Annotated in this window: 8 protein-coding genes and 5 pseudogenes; 5 read left to right on the top strand and 8 right to left on the bottom strand. The window is 71.7% G+C overall.

Annotated features, from left to right (window positions below):
• Window positions 1-19 precede the first annotated feature (19 nt).
• The 3 genes and pseudogenes from Pflav_RS18585 to Pflav_RS18575 form a co-directional block, all read right to left on the bottom strand.
• Window positions 20-3,142: a discoidin domain-containing protein gene (locus tag Pflav_RS18585; protein ID WP_173037271.1), complete on the bottom strand. Its 3,123-nt coding sequence runs from the start codon at window positions 3,140-3,142 to the stop codon at window positions 20-22.
• A 161-nt stretch (window positions 3,143-3,303) separates the two neighbouring features.
• The gene (locus tag Pflav_RS43710; RefSeq protein ID WP_232071604.1) at window positions 3,304-4,581 is read right to left on the bottom strand and encodes a hypothetical protein; all 1,278 of its coding nucleotides are present in this window, start codon (window positions 4,579-4,581) and stop codon (window positions 3,304-3,306) included.
• A gap of 311 nt (window positions 4,582-4,892) precedes the next feature.
• Window positions 4,893-6,249 (bottom strand): annotated as a pseudogene (locus tag Pflav_RS18575) (glycosyl hydrolase family 18 protein).
• Between the two features lie 105 nt (window positions 6,250-6,354).
• Here Pflav_RS18575 and Pflav_RS45845 point away from each other — a divergent pair.
• Window positions 6,355-7,246: pseudogene (locus Pflav_RS45845) on the top strand (endonuclease/exonuclease/phosphatase family protein).
• On the opposite strand, the pseudogene Pflav_RS49315 reads toward Pflav_RS45845, so the two are convergent.
• The 5 genes and pseudogenes from Pflav_RS49315 to Pflav_RS18545 form a co-directional block, all read right to left on the bottom strand.
• A pseudogene (locus Pflav_RS49315) lies at window positions 7,240-8,432 on the bottom strand (discoidin domain-containing protein). The pseudogenes Pflav_RS45845 and Pflav_RS49315 overlap by 7 nt on opposite strands.
• A 9-nt stretch (window positions 8,433-8,441) precedes the next feature.
• Window positions 8,442-9,554, bottom strand: a pseudogene (locus tag Pflav_RS49310) (choice-of-anchor D domain-containing protein); the annotation flags it as partial.
• Window positions 9,479-12,796: a ThuA domain-containing protein gene (locus tag Pflav_RS18555; RefSeq protein ID WP_173037269.1), complete on the bottom strand. Its 3,318-nt coding sequence runs from the start codon at window positions 12,794-12,796 to the stop codon at window positions 9,479-9,481. The gene Pflav_RS18555 and the pseudogene Pflav_RS49310, both read right to left, overlap by 76 nt.
• 657 nt (window positions 12,797-13,453) lie before the next feature.
• Window positions 13,454-13,876: an RpiB/LacA/LacB family sugar-phosphate isomerase gene (locus Pflav_RS18550; protein WP_173037268.1), complete on the bottom strand. Its 423-nt coding sequence runs from the start codon at window positions 13,874-13,876 to the stop codon at window positions 13,454-13,456.
• Between the two features lie 19 nt (window positions 13,877-13,895).
• Complete coding sequence (locus tag Pflav_RS18545) at window positions 13,896-15,002, bottom strand: ADP-ribosylglycohydrolase family protein (protein WP_173037267.1); 1,107 nt, start codon at window positions 15,000-15,002, stop codon at window positions 13,896-13,898.
• Between the two features lie 35 nt (window positions 15,003-15,037).
• On the opposite strand from Pflav_RS18545, the gene Pflav_RS18540 reads away from it, so the two are divergent.
• The 4 genes and pseudogenes from Pflav_RS18540 to Pflav_RS47490 all read left to right on the top strand — a co-directional run.
• The gene (locus Pflav_RS18540; protein WP_232071598.1) at window positions 15,038-15,775 is read left to right on the top strand and encodes a hypothetical protein; all 738 of its coding nucleotides are present in this window, start codon (window positions 15,038-15,040) and stop codon (window positions 15,773-15,775) included.
• Window positions 15,738-15,869 carry a hypothetical protein gene (locus Pflav_RS45830; RefSeq protein WP_232071596.1) on the top strand — a complete coding sequence of 44 codons (132 nt, stop codon included), beginning with the start codon at window positions 15,738-15,740 and terminating at the stop codon, window positions 15,867-15,869. The genes Pflav_RS18540 and Pflav_RS45830 overlap by 38 nt, the downstream gene beginning before the upstream one ends.
• 2 nt (window positions 15,870-15,871) lie before the next feature.
• Window positions 15,872-17,242, top strand: coding sequence for an aldehyde dehydrogenase family protein (locus Pflav_RS18535; RefSeq protein WP_197938629.1), 1,371 nt, complete (start codon window positions 15,872-15,874; stop codon window positions 17,240-17,242).
• Window positions 17,239-17,409: pseudogene (locus Pflav_RS47490) on the top strand (NAD-dependent epimerase/dehydratase family protein); the annotation flags it as partial. The gene Pflav_RS18535 and the pseudogene Pflav_RS47490, both read left to right, overlap by 4 nt.
• Window positions 17,410-17,672 lie beyond the last annotated feature (263 nt).

Genomic DNA, 17,672 nt, shown 5'->3' with positions numbered 1-17,672 from the left:
CCCGCCCCGTCCACACCGGTCAGAACGCTGTCAGGCCGGCCCCGAACGGGTACAGCGGGTTGCCGTAGTTCGTCGGTACCGGCTGCCCGGCGTCGATCCGTGCCCGGATCTCGTTGCGCTGGGCGGCGGTGGCGCCGAGGTCGTACGGCAGGTCCCACTGCTCGTTGGCGTCCGCGAGCACGTCGCTGCCGCCCGGCCGCAGCACCTGGTCGAGCGTGCGCGGCAGCTGCCACGGGAGCTTGCCCCGCGGCTGGTAGTCGCCGAAGAGCAGGCCGGCCGCGGCCGGACCCATCTCCTCGCCGGCGCGGTACGTGACGACGAGCGCGCTGGACAGCTCGTGCCACTCGCTGATCACGTACGGCCGGGGCATGACCAGCAGGACGACGACCGGGATGCCCTGCCGCTGGAAGTTCTGGATGACGGCCAGCTGGTCAGGCGGCAGGTACGGCTGCTCCTTCACCCAGTTGGTGCCGTGGGTGTACGAGCTCTCGCCGACCGCCACCACCGCCAGCTTCGGCGACGGCCCGGTGTCCTGGTACACGTTGACGCCGGCCCGCGCGGCTCGCGCCCGGATCGCCTCCAGGAACGTCTGCGAGCCGTACTCCTGGTGGAAGTAGCTGGTCCAGATGCAGCACGCCGACGTGTCCGCGGCGCGCGGCCCGGCCACCACGATGTTGTCGCCGGCGTTGAGGCGTACCGGCAGCACGCCGTTGTTGCGCAGCAACGTCATCGACTCCCGCGCCGCCTGGTTGGCGAGCCCCGCGTACTGCGGCATGTGGAAGCGGTACGGGCCGTTGACCGGGTCGCCGTACGGGTTCTCGAAGAGGCCGAGCTGGAACTTCAGCCGCAGCACCCGCCGTACCGCGTCGTCGATCCGGGCCGCCGGCACACCGGCGGTGAACGTGCCGATGCTGTACCCCGGCGCGCCCGGGTCGGCGCCGCCCATCACGTCCGAGCCGGCCCGCGCGGCACCGACCCAGGAGCCGGACGGGAGCCAGTCGGTGGTGATGAGGCCGGTGTAGCCGAGGTTCTGCCGCAGGTAGTTGAGGATCGGCGCGCTGTCGCCCGCACCCGGGCCACCCGGGTCGAGGTACGAGCTGCCCGCGTACCCGGGCATGATGTTGACCGCGCCGGCCTCCATCGCGGCCCGGAACGGGATCATGTGGTACTTGATCGTGACGGCGTCGAAGACGATCAGCGCCTCGCCGCCCGCGCCCTCGCCGGGCCAGTGCTTGACCGTGGCGAGCACCGACTGCGGGTTCAGCTCCGGCCCGCCCTGAAGTCCGGAGACAAGCGCCCGCACCTGCGCGGCCGCGACCTCGGCACTCTCCCCGTTCCCTTCCTGGATGCGGGGGTACAGCACCTTCGTGCCCACTTCGGCGAGCGGCCCGAGCACGCCGCGCGTACCCACCTCGAGCTGCTCCCGCCGCTGCATGTCGCCGAGCTTGTAGTCCAGCGGGTAGTTGCGCCCCGCGGCCAGCGCGCTCTGCGTCGGGTAGGTGGTCTGGTACCCGTGGATCGTGTCACCAGCCGAGATGAACGGGATGCCCAGCCGGGTACCGCTCGACCGCAGCAGGTTGGCGTGCAGGTCGGCCGCGCCGGCCGGCCCGAAGTGCCAGCCCGCCTGGGCGAACAGCTGCGCGTTGTAGAACATCTGGTACGCCTTCTCCTCGAGCGTCATCCGCCCGAGCAGGTCGCTGACCCGCGACTCGACCGGCAGCCGCCAGTCCTCGTACGGCTCGATCGCGCCGTTGCGGTTGAGGTCGCGCGCGCCGTTCACGATCCCGACGCCGTCGGCGACCGCCTCCAGCGTGGGCACGTAGAGGCTGAACTGCCGGATGTTCGAGGTGGCGACGGTGCCGCCCGCGCCGTTGACCGCGACCACGTACCACTTGTAGGTCCACCGGTCGGCGATGTCCCAGGTCGGCGTGTAGCTGGTGCCGGTCGGCTCGGCGACCTTCGTGTACACGTCGATGAGGTTGCCCGAGGCGGCGAAGTCGTAGTCGGTACGGCTGACGTTGAGCCACACCTGGTAGCGGGCCGCGCCGCCGACGGCGGCCCAGGACAGCGGCGGCCGGCGCGTGGTCGTGACCATCGCCCCGTTGGCCGGCGCGCTGAGCTGGAACTGCCCGGTCGTGCCCGGCGGGCGGGTCGGGCCGGAGAGCAGCGGCGGCGTGCTCGCCTCGGTGTTCACCGTGCCGAACACCTGGAACTCCCAGAGCGAGTACCCGTAGCCGGTCGCCCGCGCGGTGCCGGTCAGCCGGATGTACCGCCCGCTGCCGGTCACGGCCGGCCGCTCGGTGCCGCCCCGCCCGGCCGTCGTGGCGTAGACCTGGGTCCAGGTGGTGCCGTTCGTCGAGGTCTCTATCCGGTACGACGATGCGTACGCGGCCTCCCACACCAGCGTCACCCCGGTGATCGTGGCCGCTCCGCCCAGGTCCACCTGGATCCACTGTGGATCGCTGAACTGGCTGGACCAGCGCGTCGCCGTCCGCCCGTCGAGCGCGGCCGCCGGCGCGTTGCCACCCTCGTACGAGGAGGCGGTCACGTTCTTGAACTCCGAGATGACCGTCCCGCCCTGCGGCGGCTGGCTGGTCGGCGGCTGGCTTGTCGGTGGCGTCGTGGGGGCGCCGCCGATCGTGCCGAAGACCTGGAACTCCCAGAGCGAGTACCCGTAGCCGATCGCCCGGGCCGTGCCGTACATCCGCACGTACCGGCCGGAGCCGCTCACCGCGAGCGTCTGCGTGCCGCCGGTGCCGGTCGTGGTCGCGTAGATCTGCGTCCAGGTGGTGCCGTTGGTCGAGGTCTCGATCCGGAAGGCGCTCGCGTACGCCGCCTCCCAGACCAACGTCACCTGGTCGATCGCGGCGGTCTGCCCGAGGTCCACCTGGATCCACTGTGGATCGCTGAACAGGCTGGACCAGCGCGTGCCCGGGTTGCCGTCGACCGCGAAGGCAGCGGCCAGGCCGTCGCCCTCGGCGGAGGACGCGGTGGCGGGCTTGCCCTGGGAAATCAGGGGACCGGCCGCGTCCGCCCGCCCTTGGGCGATGGCGACCGCGCCGAGCAGGCCGGCGACGACCACGGCTAGAGCCGCGGCGAGGGCTCTGCGTGGTCGCGTCCGGACAAGGGAGTACTGCGACATGACACCTCCAGGCGTCGGGCGATGGTGAAGGCACCGCCCGAGGCGGACCCGCGAAGGGCCGCCACAGCGCCGAAGAGGCGGTTACTGAACATCAGGGTCATCGATATGACCCCATGCGTCAAGAGCGTGGTTTTCCGTAAGGCGAGCGCGCGACGGGCTCGCTACGCGGGCTCGGTCCGGTAGGCGGTGAAGCCCTCTTTGGTGGCGACGATGGTGATGTCGTCGAAGTTGGTGCCGACGGACCGGGTCACGCTCGACGGCGGTGGCTGGGTCGCCGGCTCGCCCTTTGTGTCGCAGATGCTCGTGATCGCCTCGCCGTAGCGGTCGTAGATCAGGTCGCCCAGGATTCGCATGGGTACCCGGTACTTGAATTCGACCTTGCGCGGGCACCAGAAGGTGGCGTCCGAGGCGGGCACCGTGGTCTTACCCGTCGCAATGTCGATGGCGAGAGGCTCAGCCCCGAAGCGGGCCATGACCGTGGTGCGTCCGGCCGTGACCTGTCCGTTGCCGGGCTCGACCAGCAGGTCGGCCGGGCCGGCGTCCACAGTCCAGGTGGTCTTGCCCGTGGTGGGGGAGAAGCCTTCCACGGTGACGCTCAGGTCGCGGTGGCTCACCTGTCGGGTCTTGCCGTCGTACGTCTCGATACCCCGGTACCGGCAGCGGACGGGAATGAGATCCTCTGTAGCCGGATCTTCCACGTCGATCGCGCCGCGGCAGAAGAGGTCGGCGCCGGGCTCCTTCCACAGGACCGAGCCGTCCACGGTGGAGATGCCGGCCGCCGCGGCGCGGCCCTCGAGTTGCCGGGTGAAGCTGGAGTCCGGCGCCCGCTTCACGTCCGGGTAGATGTTTCCGACGATCAGCTTCTGGCTCTCGTAGTGGTGGAAGCGCCAGCCGTAGTCGGTGCTGTACCCGGGTGGGAAGGCGTCGGTGACCGGGATCCTCCAACGCACCTTGTTGTCGCTGAAGAGGGCGAACTCCTCGCGCTGCGGACTGCGGATGCCAAGGTCGAGCAGCCCACCGTCGCCGATGCTTCGCGCGCCCGCCGGGATCGCGGCCTGCGCCGGCTCTTCGGCCAGCTTCCCGTCCGCGACGCGCAGCCGGTGCAGGGTGCCGCGGGCGTTGACGCTCCGCCTGGCCGTCGTGCACACGTCCGCTCCGCAGCTGCTGAGGCTGGACGAGACGATCGCCGGTCCACTCACGACGATGTCCGCTCCGGTCTTGGGGTCGGCGATCACCAGCCGGGTGAACCTGGGGTCGCCGCGCTCCGGCCGCATGTAGACGACCTTGTCGTCGACGTCCTGCACCGTCACCGGGATGCCGGGAGTGATCTGGCCGGGCGAGGCGAGCTGGCGCCACAGCTCCTTCCCGGTCTTGGGGTCCATGCCGATCAGGTACAGTTCCTTGGCCTCGACCAGGTACGCGACGGCGACGCCGCCCACGTTCTTCGGGTGGCCGAGGGCCGTCGCGGCGGCCAGCGTCCATGCCAGGACCGATGGGCGCGTATCGCTCGGGCTTGGCCCGCTGGACCCGGGGAAGGGTCACGGTCGCTGGTGCAGGCGGCAGCCACCAGCAGCGCGGCCAGCGAGGCGACCAGACCGACCCGGCGAGACGTCTTCCGCTGCGTTCTCATGGCGCGTCCCCGGGGGTCTTTCGTGATCGCCTTCGCGCACCGTCACTATACCGACGCGGCCGTACAGCTGGCGATCATGAATGTGAAGAGGGGCGCCCACAAGGGACGCCCCTCTTCAACTCAGCGGCCCTGGAGCGAGCGGACGTTGTCGCCGAAGGTCCAGTTGCGCGAGCCGTCCCAGTTGATCGACCAGGTCATCAGGCCCTTGAGCTGCCCGGAGTGCGAGTTCCACGCCTGGCTGACCAGGCTCGGCGACATGTACCCGCCACCGGCGCCCTGCTGGGCGGGCAGTCCCGGCACCTGCTTGTCGTACGGGACCCGGATCGTCGTGCCCTGGATGACGAGCCCGCTGTTCAGACAGTTGGTCTGCACGGTGAAGCCCTGCACGGTGCCGGCCGCGTACGAGTCGCCGGAGCAGCCGTACATGCTGCCGTTGTAGTACTGCATGTTGAGCCACCACAGCCGGCCGTTGTCCGCGTACTTCTTGACGATCGGCAGGTACGCGCCCCAGATCGAGCCGTACGTGACGCTGCCGCCGGTCACGTACGCGGTCTCCGGCGCCATCGTGAGCCCGAAGTTCGACGGCATCTGGGCGAGCACGCCGTCGATGATGCGGATCAGGTTGGCCTGCGAGGCGGAGAGCTGGTTGATGTTGCCGCTGCCGGTGAGGCCGGTCTCGATGTCGATGTCGATGCCGTCGAAGTTGTACCGCTTGAGGATCGGCACGATCGTGGCGACGAACCGGTCGGCCACCGCGGACGACGACAGGTCGATGCCGGCTGTGGCACCGCCGATCGACATGAGGATCGTGAGGCCGGCCGCCTTGGCCGCGCACATCTCAGCCGGCGTGGCCACCTTGACCCCGGCGTCCATGCCGTCCTGCCACAGCACGGTGCCGTCGGAGAGGATCACCGGGAACGCCGCGTTGATCACGTTGTAGCCGTGCTGGCGGATCCGCGCGTCGGTGATCGGGATCCAGCCCAGCGGCGGGTGCACGCCGTTCGCGGCGCCGTCCCAGTTCTCCCAGTACCCGTGAAGCACCTTGCCCCGGGCCGCGACTTGACCGCGCAGGTCCCGCCGGTCGGCGCCGGTGTGGTCGGGGTGGGCGACGCGGTCCGCGTCGGGGTCGGTGAGGGGTGGCAGTCCGCGTGGGCGTGGGCGTGGCCGAGGGGGTACGGGTCGGCGTCGGCGGCGGCTGTCCGTCACAGGCGCCGAGGTCGCGCCAGAGCGAGGGAGTGGCCGCCGGGTTCCAGCCGGCGCCCGGGTGCGCGGTGTGCGTGACCAGCGCCTGGTAGAGCCGGAGGCTGTAGACCACCTGCGCGCCGGCCGGGTACGTGTTGCCCTCGGCCCACGCCGGCGCGTTGCAGACCACGAGCAGTTGGGGCGCCGCCCCGACGTTCGGCGCGAGGCCGATCCCGGCGACAACCGCTGCCGCCACCCCTGTCACCAGGGCTAACACAAGACGCCGAACGCGCATGACAACCCCAATCATCCTTATCGATTGGGCAGGAAGCTTATCAGTTAACTTTGTTCATAGTAAGAGCGCGCGACGGGCGGATCGCGACCCCGTAGGCTGGAACCCGTGCGCCTGGCCACGTTCAACGTGCTGCACGGGAGGTCGCTCGACGACGGCGAGGTGGAGCGGGAGCGCTTCCGCTCGGCGGTCGCCGCGCTCGACGCCGACGTGCTCGGCATGCAGGAGGTCGACCGCGGGCAGCCGCGCAGCGGCCACATCGACCTCACGCAGGTCGCCGCCGAGGCGAGCGGCGCGGTCACCTGCCGGTTCGCGCCCGCGCTGATCGGCACGCCGGGGGAGACCTACCGCCGGCTGACCGACGACGAGGACGGCGCCGACGAGCCGAGCTTCGGGGTGGGCCTGGTCAGCCGCTGGCCGGTGCGGTCGTGGCACGTCACCCGGCTGACCGGCGCGCCGCTGCGCTCGCCGGTCCTGGCCCCGAAGGGGCCAAGGTCAAGGGGACGGACCCTTCGCGGCCGCGGTGGGCGAGGCTAGCCCGGCCCACAAACCGCCCGGGCCGGGCGGGCGCTTCCTGTGGCTGCGGGACGAGCCGCGGGTCATGCTCGCCGCGGTCGTCGAGGGGCCGGACGGGCCGTTCACCGTCGCGACCACGCACCTGTCGTTCGTACCCGCGTGGAATGCCGCCCAGCTGCGCCTGGTGGTGCGGGCGCTGCGCCGGCTCCCGTCGCCGCGGCTGCTGCTCGGCGATCTCAACATGCCGGCCCGCGTGGCGGCGCTCGTCTCGGGGTGGCGGCCGCTGGCCCGGGTGCCGACCTTCCCGGCCTGGCAGCCGCGGGTCCAGCTCGACCATGTGCTGCTGGACCGCCGTGGGGGAGCGCGGTGGTCGGGCGAGGGGACCGCGGAGACGCCGCGGGTGCCCTTTTCCGACCACCGGCCGCTGGTCGTGGAGATGAGCGCCGGGCCGCCCCCACGACGGCCCGGCCTCTCAGACTACTGAGCGTATACCTCCAGTTCGGACAGTTGCCCCGCGGGCCAACCGGTGTTACCGGTGAAGGTGAGCCTCAGGTACCGCTGGCTCGTGCCCTGGAACGTGATGGTCACCGTGTTGCCGGTCGCCGGGTTGAACGTGTACCCGGCCGATCCGACCACTGTGGAGTACGTCGTGTTGTTGGTGGACCCGAGCACCGACAGTGTCTGTGTCCGGGTCTGCCACGCGGTGGCCGGTGGCAGCTTCAGCACGATCCGGGAGACCGACTGCGCGCTGCCCAGGTCGACCGTCAGTGACTGGGGAACGCGTTGTTCGCGCTCTCCCAGTAGGACGACGCGTTGCCGTCGACCGTGTTCCCGGCCGGGAAGCCGCCCTGCGTGGTCGTCGCGGTCACCGGCTTGCCCGCCGCCAGGTTGGTGTTGGCGGTCGTACCGGTGCCGGACAGCGCGACAGTGTGCGGGCTGCCCGGCGCGTTCGACGCCACCGAGAGCGTGCCGGTGCGGCTGCCCGCGGCGGTCGGCGTGAACGTCACGTTCACCGTGCAGGACGCGCCGGCGGCCAGGCTCGTACCGCAGGTGTTGGTCTGCGCGAAGTCGCCGGTCGCGGTGATGCCGGTGATGCTGGCCGCCGCCGTACCGGTGTTCGTGACGGTCACCGGCGACGCCGGCCCACCTGTACCGACCGTCCGGCTGCCGAACGACACACTCGACGGCGACACGGTCAGCGCGGGCGCCGGTGTGGTGGTGCCGCCGTACACCTCCAACTCGGACAGTTGAGCGGCCGGCCACCCGGTGTTAGCGGTGAACGTCAGCCGGATGTACCGGCGGGACGCCGACGTCAGCGGGATCGTGACCGTGTTGGCCGTCGCCGGGTTGAAGTTGTACGCCGCCGAGGCGACCACTGTGGAGTAGGACGAGCCGTCGGTCGAGCCGAGCACCGACAGCGTCTGGGTGCGGGCGCCCCAGGCCGGCGGGAGCTTCAGCACCAGCCGGTTGGTGTTGACCGACGCGCCCAGGTCGACCGTCAGCGACTGCGGGAACGCGTTGTTGGCGCTCTCCCAGTAACTGCCCGCGTTGCCGTCGACCGCGTTGCCCGCCGGGAAGCCGCCCTGCGAGCTCGTCGCGGTCACCGGCTTGCCGGCCGCCAGGTTGCCACCGCTCGGGGTGGTACCGGTACCGGACAGGCCGACGGTCACGGAGCCGACCGTGAGCACGCCGGTGCGGTTGCCCGCCGCCGTGGGCCGGAACGTGACGTTCACCGTGCACGTGGCGCCGGCCGCGAGGCTGGTACCACAGTTGTTGGTCTGGGCGAAGTCGCCGGTGACCGTCACCCCGGAGAGCGAGACCGCCGACGTGCCGGTGTTGCGGATCGTCACCGGCCGCGCGGCGCTGGTGGTGTTCACGTCCTGGTTGCCGAACGCCACGCTCGCCGGGTCGGCGACGAGCCCGCCGCCGGTACCGGTGCGCCGCCGCTCGAACTCGGCCGTCCAGAACGCGGTCCGCTCCAGGTACGCGGTCTCCGCGGCGGCGCCGGTCTTGCCGTACGCACCGTCGTAGGTCTCGTACCCGAACCCGGACGGCGGCGTGGAGTCGGCCGGCTCGATCGTCGAACCCTCGTGCCACTCGTTGAACGAGGTGACCGAGACCCAGGTCGGCACGCCGCCCTTGGTCGGGTCGAGGGCGTTGTTCCACACCTGGTCGTACGTGGCGCCGTTGTTGCGGGCCAGCGTCGGGGTGGTGTTGCCGGGCACCGCTCGGTCGTCGATGTAGCCGGGGCCGAGCGACGGTGCCCAGATCAGGCCGTTCGCCTTCGCGTACTCGCCGGCGTTCTCCCAGCCCGGCGCGGTCGTCGCGGCGATCGCGTCGTAGGTGAACATGCCGGAGAAGTGGGCGATCTTCGAGGTGTCGGTGGTCTGCGCCAGGACGATGTTGCTGGCCGTGACCTGGTCCAGTGCCGTCCAGTCCGCGATGTTGAGGCTCTCGAAGACGTAGAAGACGGCCTTGTTGTTGTGCTCGGCCGACTTGAAGAACGCCGGGTGCGAGCCGTACCGGGTGTTGATGTAGTTGATGTCCGCGACCGTCGAGGCGGCGGTCCGCCCGGCGTACGGCTCCAGGTGCCAGGCGACCTTGATGCCCTGCTGCTGGGCGGCGTTGAGCACGCCCATCGCGAGCTGGTCCTCGTACGAGTTCTGGCCCCACCAGCTGTACACGATCACGCCCGCGCCGGACTGCCGGATCCAGCTCATGTGCTGCGCGACCGCGCCGGCGAAGTCACCGGAGTCGTACGTGCCGAGCGTCGGGTAGAGGTTCGCGCCGATGTCGTTCGGCGGGTGTGGCCGCCCTGCTGCCAGTGGCGGTAGCTGCCGTTGACCGACGGGCTGCCGTACCACGGGTAGTAGAAGAGGTGGACGTTGCGGGACAGCGGCGCCTGCGGGTCGTTGACCCCGACTCCCGAGCCGACGAAGTCGACCCAGTTGACGTTCACCAGCGCGGTGCCGGCCGGTGTGCCGGCGGCGGACCGGGCGATGAAGTAGAGCTGCTGGGTGGCGGTGCTGGCGGACAGCGGGATGTTGACGTCCACGTAGGACTGCCAGCCGCCGGTGTTCGGGACCGCGGCCGAGCCGAGCAGCGGGCCGGTCGTGGAGCCGCCGCGCACCTCGACGGTGCCGGCGCCGTTGGCCGAGGCCGCCCGCAGCCGTACCGAGGTGATGTTCGTCAGGTTGGTGGGCGCGAACGACCACCAGTCGCCGTTCTCGACGAACGCGATGTTCTGGAAGCCGCCCTGCGGGTCGCTTGTCGTCTCCCGCTGCACGCCCGCGGTGCCGCCGGTGGGCGCGCCGGCCACCCGGCCGGTCGCCGAGAAGTACTCGGCCTGCTTCCGCTTCGGCTGGAGCTGGATCAGTGAGCGGCCGGTCAGCGCCGCGCTGCCGCCCGCGCCGCCGCGGTCGGTGTACGTGGCCTCGAGGACGGCGAAGATGTTCGCGTCCGCGTCGTGCCCGCCGGCCTGCGACGTCTGGATCCGCCCGCTACAGCCGGTCGCCTGCTGGATCGGGTGGGCGTGCTCGTCGTGGCCGAACGAGTACTGGAGCACCACCCGGGAGCAGTCGATCGTGCCGTCCTCGGGGTCGGTGACCGTGACGGTGTAGTCGATCTGGTTGCCCCAGTCGAAGAACCCGCCGTTGGGCGGTGCGGTCAGCGTCACCGTCGGCGCGGTGTTGCCGACCGTGATCGGCACGTTCGCGACGGCGGTACGGCCGCCCGGGTCGCGCACGGTGAGCTGGGCGGTGAAGTTGCCGTTCGCCGTGTACGTGTGGCTGGGGTTCGCCGCGGTCGAGGTGCCGCCGTCGCCGAACGTCCACGAGTACGTGACCGGCTGCCCGTCCGGATCGCGCGAGCCGGCGCTGGAGAACTGCACCGTCAGCGGCGTCCGCCCGCTCGTCGGCGTGCCGGCGGCCTGGGCGATCGGGGCCGGGTCGAGGTTGCGGTAGTCGATCCGGTACACGCCCGAGTCGTCGTTGTTGCCGCCGAAGCCGGTGCCCCACTCGATGAGGTACATCGCGCCGTCCGGCCCGAACTCGAAGTCCATCGGGCGGATCGTCGACATGCCGGTGAGGAGCTGGTTGATGTCCACAAGGGAACGCCCGTCCGGCGTCACCTGCATCGTGTACATCTTGTTCTGGTTCCACTCACCGAAGAGCGCCTTGCCGTCGAAGTACGCCGGCCACTTGCGCGAGCTGACCAGCGCCGGGTCGTACCGGTAGACCGGGCCGCCCATCGGCGCGCCGCCGCCCCCGATCTCCGGGAAGCGCGGGTTGCCGTCGTAGTCGTAGTCCACAGTGGCCGGCTGCACCGGCGGCAGGTTGGTCAGGCCGGTGTTGTTGGGGGAGTTGTTGACCGGGGCGGCGCAGTTGAACGCCGGCCCGCTCGGCCCGGACGGGAACGTGTAGTCGCGGTAGGCGGCGTTCTGCCCGGTGCAGTACGGCCAGCCGAGGTTGGCGGCCTGCGGCACGATGTTCCACTCGACGGTGTTGCCCGGTCCGCGGTCCGCGTTGGACTGCCCGGCGTCCGGTCCGTAGTCGGCGACGTACAGCACGTTGTTGCGCGGGTCGGTACCGATCCGGAACGGGTTGCGCAGCCCCATCGCGTAGATCTCCGACCGGGTCTGCGCGGTGCCCGGCGCGAAGAGGTTGCCGGACGGGATCGTGTACGTGCCGTCCGCCTGCGGCTTGATGCGCAGCACCTTGCCCCGCAGGTCGTTGGTGTTGCCGGAGGAGCGCTGGGCGTCGAAGTCCTGCCGCCCGGACCGCTCGTCGATCGGCGTGTACCCGCCGGACTCGAACGGGTTCGTGTTGTCGCCGGTGGCCAGGAAGAGGTTGCCGGCGCCGTCGAACGTCATGCTCCCGCCCGCGTGGCAGCACGTGTTGCGCTGGGTGTTCACCTGGAGCAGGATCCGCTCGCTGGCCAGGTCGAGCGTGTCGCCGTTGACGGTGAAGCGGGAGAGCACGTTGCGGGCCGCGCCGCCGTTGGGCGCGTAGTAGAGGTACACCCAGCGGTTCGTGGCGAACGCCGGGTCGAGCACGATGCCGAGCAGGCCGTCCTCGTTCCCCGTGAAGACCGGGATCGTCGCGGCCGTGACGGTGGTCTGGGTGTCCGGCTTGATGACGCGGACCCGGCCGTCCCGCTCGACGTAGAAGACGCGGCCGTCCGGCGCGACGTCGAGCTCCATCGGGTTGTTGGTGTTGCTGTCCAGCGTCACCTTCTCGAAGCTGCTGGTCTGCGCGGCGGCGCAGTCGCCGCTCACCACGCCGGCCGCGGTCTGGATGCCGCCGAGCAGGTGCTGCCGGAACGCCGCGTCCGCGAACGCCTCGTTGGTGTGCCCGCCGCCGGTGTACCAGGAGCGGCCGCCGTCGTACGTCTTGCACCAGGCGGTCGGGTGGTCCGCGCCCATCGCGCCGGCGCCCGGCGTGTACGTGGATTCGTCCAGGCTGGCCAGCACGTGTGCCGAGCTGCGCGGGTTGGACTGGAAGTTGTACCACTCGTCGAAGCGGGACCAGCGCGCCGGCAGGTGCGACGTGGACGGGTGCGCCGGGTCCTCCACCTTCACGGTGGCGGTCTGGTTGGCCGGGTGCGAGGCGAAGTAGGCGCCGACGAGGCCGCCGTACCAGCTCCAGCCGTACTCGGTGTCGGCCGCCGCGTGGACGCCCACGTATCCGCGTCCACTTCGGATGTACCGCTCGAACGCGGACTGCTGGGTGGCGTCGAGCACGTCACCCGTGGTGGAGAGCCAGATGACCGCGGCGTACCGCGCCAGGTTGGCGTCGGTGAACGCGGCACCGTCCTCTGTGGTGTCCACTGTGAAGTCGTTGGCGGTGCCGAGCTGCTGGATCGCGGCGATGCCGGCCGGGATCGAGTCGTGCCGGAAGCCGGTGGTCTTGGAGAAGACGAGGACGGAGTACGCGGCCGCCTGCGCCGGCGGGGGCGCGACGAGGAGGCTCACGACGACGGCCGCTAGCGAGGCCAGGGCGGTATAGAGGGTACGGCGACGGCCAGAACGCACCATGGGATCTCCCGGGTACGGGCGCGACGGCTCGCCGAGCCGCCGCGGGTGGGGGCGCGAGGTCTGCGGGGCACGTGGGGGTTGGGCCCGGCGTCCGCGGCCACCGGGCGTTGTGGGGTGCGCGGCCGGGGTTCTCGGCGTGAGCCGGCCACGTTTACTGCGATGTTGCGGCTGCGTGTCAGCCGCGTGTTGGCCGACAGATTAACGCCGATGACTGCAAGAAGCCAATAGACCGACGAAAATTTCGAACTAGACGGTGTCGGCTTTCGAGTAGTTGGAAATCTTGGCAAGCGCTACCGCGACGCTCGCCGTGGTCCGGACCGCTGCTCCCGCGGCCTCACCCTCCGCGATACACAAGCCAACCCCGGGCCGGCATAGCCGGCCGTGAGCCCGCGGCCCACCTGCCGCGCACGCGCCGATCAAGGCGGGGTCCGAGGCTGGACCCAGCGCGGCCGGCGGTGCGGCCACGGCCCGCCCACCAAGCTGGCGCCGCGACCGGGCGCAATCCGGCAGATCATGGTACGTAGCGGCCCCTCTGGGGGCCGTTGCGTACCACGATCGCTGCGCGTTCCGATCCGATCAGGCGATGATGCGATCCCGCCAACGCGGGATCTGGGACCTCCGGCCCTCGACCGACCCCGCCCCGACCCCGAGAGATCTCTAGTCGCGGTCGAGCTTTGACAGGAGGGCGATGTTCTCGGCCTCGTCGGGGTCGGGCTCGGGCGTCTCGAAGAACGCGCGCGCGACCTCGACCGCGACGTCCGGGGCGAGGCGCTTGAGGCTCATGGCGAGGACGTTGGCGTCGTTCCAGCGGCGGGCGCCGGTGGCGATCCACGGCTCCCAGGCGAGCGCGGCGCGGACGCCGGGGACCTTGTTGGCGGCGATGGCCGTGCCGGTACCGGTCCAGCACATGACCACGCCGAGGTCCGCGTCGCCGCCGGTCACCGCCCGCCCGACGCCGGCGCCGATCTCCGGCCACGGCTGGGAGGCGTCGACGCGGACGACCTCGCCGAGCCCCGACAGGTAGTCGACCACCGCCCGGGTGGTCTCGTTGTCGTCGTCCGCCCCGAACGCGATTCGCACGCCACCACCATACGGGCCCTTACGCGGGGTAGCGGCGGAGCCATTCGGTGTACGGGCCGTGGTCGCCGTGAAGTTGGGGGGACTGGGTCTGCTCCATGGCCCAGTCGTCGGCGAGTTCGAGAATCGCGCCGCGGCCCTCGACCACCGCGACCCAGTCGGGCGGGAGCGCGGTCTCGCCATGCCAGGTGCCGAGGATGTTGCCGCAGATCGAGCCGGTCGAGTCGCTGTCGCCGGAGTGGTTGACGGACAGCAGCAGCGCCTCGCGTACCTCGGCCGGGTCCGGGTAGGACAGTGCACAGTAGACGCCGATGGCCAGCGCCTCCTCGGCGATCCAGGCGCCGCCGAGCCGTTCGATCGCGTCGGGGGAGCGCGGGTTGTCGTCCGCGGCCACAAGGGCGGACCGCAGCGCGGCCGTGGTCTCCTCGTGGCCGGTGCGGGTGGCGAGCAGGTCGAGCGCGACGGTGACCGCCGCGCGCAGGTCCTCGCCGTCCACCAGGGTGCGGATGATCGCGGCGAACGCGCCGGCCGCCAGGTAGCCCGTCGGGTGGCCGTGGGTCTGCGTGGCGCACTTCACGGACAGGTCGAAGACGGCTTCCGGTGTCGCCGAGGGCTGCGGGTAGAGGCCGAAGGGGGCGGAGCGCATGACCGTGCCGCAGCCCTTGGAATCCGGGTTCTTCGGCTGGTGCGGGGTGCCCATGCCCGGCGAGCTGAGGCCGGAGAGGCAGGCATTGCCGGGGGCGCGGCGGTTGTACAGCCACGGTTGGGCGGCGAGCCAGCCGCTCACGTCCGGCGGTGGTGCGGGGAGGCGCTGGGTGTCGAGCCAGCGCAGGTACGCGCGGTACACCACCGACGGCGGATGGACGACCCCGCGGTCGGCACGCACCGAGGCGCGGATCAGGCCGTCGACGGTGAAGAGGGTCATCTGCGTGTCGTCCGTGACCAGCGCGACGCCGGAGTCGCCGGTGACGATGTCGGTGAGGCCGTCCGGCCCGTACTCGTCGCGAATCCGGTCCAGGTGCATGAACTCCACCGGCGCCCCGAGCGCGTCGCCCACCGCACCGCCGACAAGGCAGCCGCGGACGCGCGAGCGGAAGCGCTCAAGAGCGGCCCTGTCGAAGTCGATCACAAGGAGGCAATACTAGCGAGCGGAAAGGGGACACCGTGACACGACTTGTACGTACCCGGGACGGCTGGGCCGTGGACCGTGAAGGGCGGTTGGCCGCGCTCGGCGCCAGCCTCGCCGACCTGCTCGCGCTGCCGCTGGCCGAAGCACGTGCCAGGTACGAGGCCGCCGCCGAGCCGGTCGAGTGGGCGCCGCTGCGAGCGCCGGTCGACGCGCAGGAGGTGTGGGCGGCCGGCGTCACGTACCAGCGTAGCCGCGAGGGGCGGCGGGAGGAGTCGGAGCAGGCCGGGCACGCCGGGCTCTACGACCACGTGTACGCCGCTGCCCGTCCCGAGATTTTCTTCAAGGCGACCGCCGAGCGGGTTGTCGGCGACGGCGAGCCGGTCGGCATCCGCGCCGACTCCGGGTGGGACGTGCCCGAGGCGGAGCTGGGCCTGGTCGTCAACGCGGCCGGCGAGGTGTTCGGGTACACGGTCGGCAACGACATGAGCAGCCGCTCGATCGAGGGGAGAACCCGCTCTACCTGCCGCAGGCCAAGGTATACGCCCGCTCCTGCGCGCTCGGCCCGGCGATCGTGCCGGTGTGGGAGGCGGGACCGGGACCGTTCCCGGTGGCGGTGCGGGTGGACCGGGACGGCGCCGAGGCGTGGGCCGCCGAGACATCGACCGCCCGGCTGGCCCGTACCCCGAGGATCTGGTCTCCTGGTTGACGCGGGCGCTGGACTTTCCCGCGGGCGTCGTGTTGCTCACCGGCACCGGTGTGGTCCCGGAGCGTGACTTCACGCTCCGGGCGGGCGACGTGGTGACGATCGACGTCGCGGGGGTAGGTACTCTCCGCAACCCGGTCACGGTGGTCGGTACAGGGGGATGAACGTGGACTACATCGAGAGCCGCTCGCCGCAGGCGCCGGACGACCTCGTCGCGGAGGTGCCGGACAGCGGCGCCGCCGAGGTGACGGCGGCGGTCGAGCGGGCGCGCGTGGCCGGTGCCGACTGGGCCCGCCGCCCGGCCGCCGAGCGGGCGGCCGCGCTGGCCGCCTGCGCCGACGCCCTCGCGGGCGACGCGGGCGAGGTGTCCGCGCTCGTCGTGCGCGAGGTGGGCAAGCCGGTCGGGGAGGCCGCCGGCGAGGTGGCCCGGGCCGTGGCGATCCTGCGGTACTTCGCGCAGGCCACGCTGCTGCCCGAAGGCGACGTCTACCCGGCCGCCGACGGCGCCTCGCTGCTGCACACCCGGCGCCGCCCGCACGGCGTCGCCGGCCTGATCACGCCGTGGAACTTCCCGGTCGCGATCCCGCTGTGGAAGGCCGCGCCCGCGCTCGCGTTCGGCAACTCGGTGGTGCTCAAGCCGGCCGAGCAGTCGCCGGCGGTCGCGGTGCGGCTGGCCGAGATCTTCGCGGACGCGCTGCCGGACGGCGTGTTCACGCTGGTCACCGGCGGTGGCGCGGTCGGCGCAGCGCTTGTCGAGCGGGTGGACGCGGTCTCGTTCACGGGATCGGTCGGGGTCGGTTCGCTTGTACGGCGCGCGGCGGCCGAGCGTGGCATCCCGGCGCAGTGCGAGATGGGCGGCCAGAACCCGTCCGTCGTGCTCCCCGACGCCGACCTGGACGCCGCCGCGCGGGCGATCGCCATGGCCGCGATGGGGTACGCCGGCCAGAAGTGCACCGCCACGAGCCGCGTGATCGTGGTCGGCGACGCGGACGGCTTCGCCGAGCGGCTCGTCGCGGCGGTCGAGGCGCTCGGCGTGGGCGACCCGACCGATCCCGGTACCGCGGTCGGCCCGGTCATCGAGGCGGCGGCTCGGGACGCGGTCGTCACGGCGGCCGACCGGGCTGCGGGCCGCGGCGCGAAGGTGCTCACCGGCGGCCGGGCGCTGGACCGCGCCGGGTGGTTCGTGGCGCCGACCGTGGTCACCGCCGTACCCGAGGGGGACGAGCTGCTCACCGAGGAGGTCTTCGGGCCGATCTGCGCCGTCGTACCGGCCGCGTCGCCCGAAGCCGCGGTCGAGGCGGCCAACGCGGTGCGGTACGGCCTCGTCGCCGCCCTCTTCACCCGAGACCTCGGCCACGCGCTCACGCTCGCGCCGCGCCTCGACGTCGGCATGGCGAAGGTGAACGCGCCGACCGCCGGGGTGGACTTCCACGCGCCGTTCGGCGGGGCGAAGGAGTCCAGCTACGGCCCGCGCGAGCAGGGGCCGGCGGCGCGTGACTTCTACACCCGTACGACCACCGTGACGCTGACCCCGTGAAGATCGCGGTCACCGGGGCAGCCGGCCGGGTGGGCCGCGCGGTCGTGGACCTCGCCGCCGCCCAGGGGCACGAGGTGGTGGGGCTCGACCTGCCGGAGCTGGACGTGACCGGGTACGACGCGGTGGCCGCCGCGATCGAGGGGTGCGACGCGCTGGTGCACCTCGCGGCGTACCCGGGCCGGAGCTGCGCCCGGAGTACGAGGTGCACCAGAACAACGTCACCGGCAGCTACAACGCGCTGCTGGCCGCGGCCAAGCTCGGCATCGACCGGGTCTGCCTCGCCTCCAGCGTCAACGCGATCGGCGGCGTCTACTCGCGCGACCCCGTTTCGACTACTTCCCGGTCGACGAGGCGCACCCGTCGTACAACGAGGACCCGTACAGCCTCTCCAAGTGGATCGCCGAGGCCCAGGCGGACAGCATCGCCCGCC

The sequence above is a fragment of the Phytohabitans flavus genome (assembly GCF_011764545.1).
GTDB lineage: Bacteria > Actinomycetota > Actinomycetes > Mycobacteriales > Micromonosporaceae > Phytohabitans > Phytohabitans flavus.
Note: the sequence above shows the minus strand (reverse complement) of the source record. Positions and strands in the feature narration are given on the sequence as shown.

Bases quoted from the DNA above. Each gene is read 5' to 3' on its own strand.
- Pflav_RS18585 (WP_173037271.1), bottom strand. From the start codon at position 3,142: ATGTCGCAGTACTCCCTTGTCCGGACGCGACCACGCAGAGCCCTCGCC.
- Pflav_RS18555 (WP_173037269.1), bottom strand. From the start codon at position 12,796: ATGGTGCGTTCTGGCCGTCGCCGTACCCTCTATACCGCCCTGGCCTCG.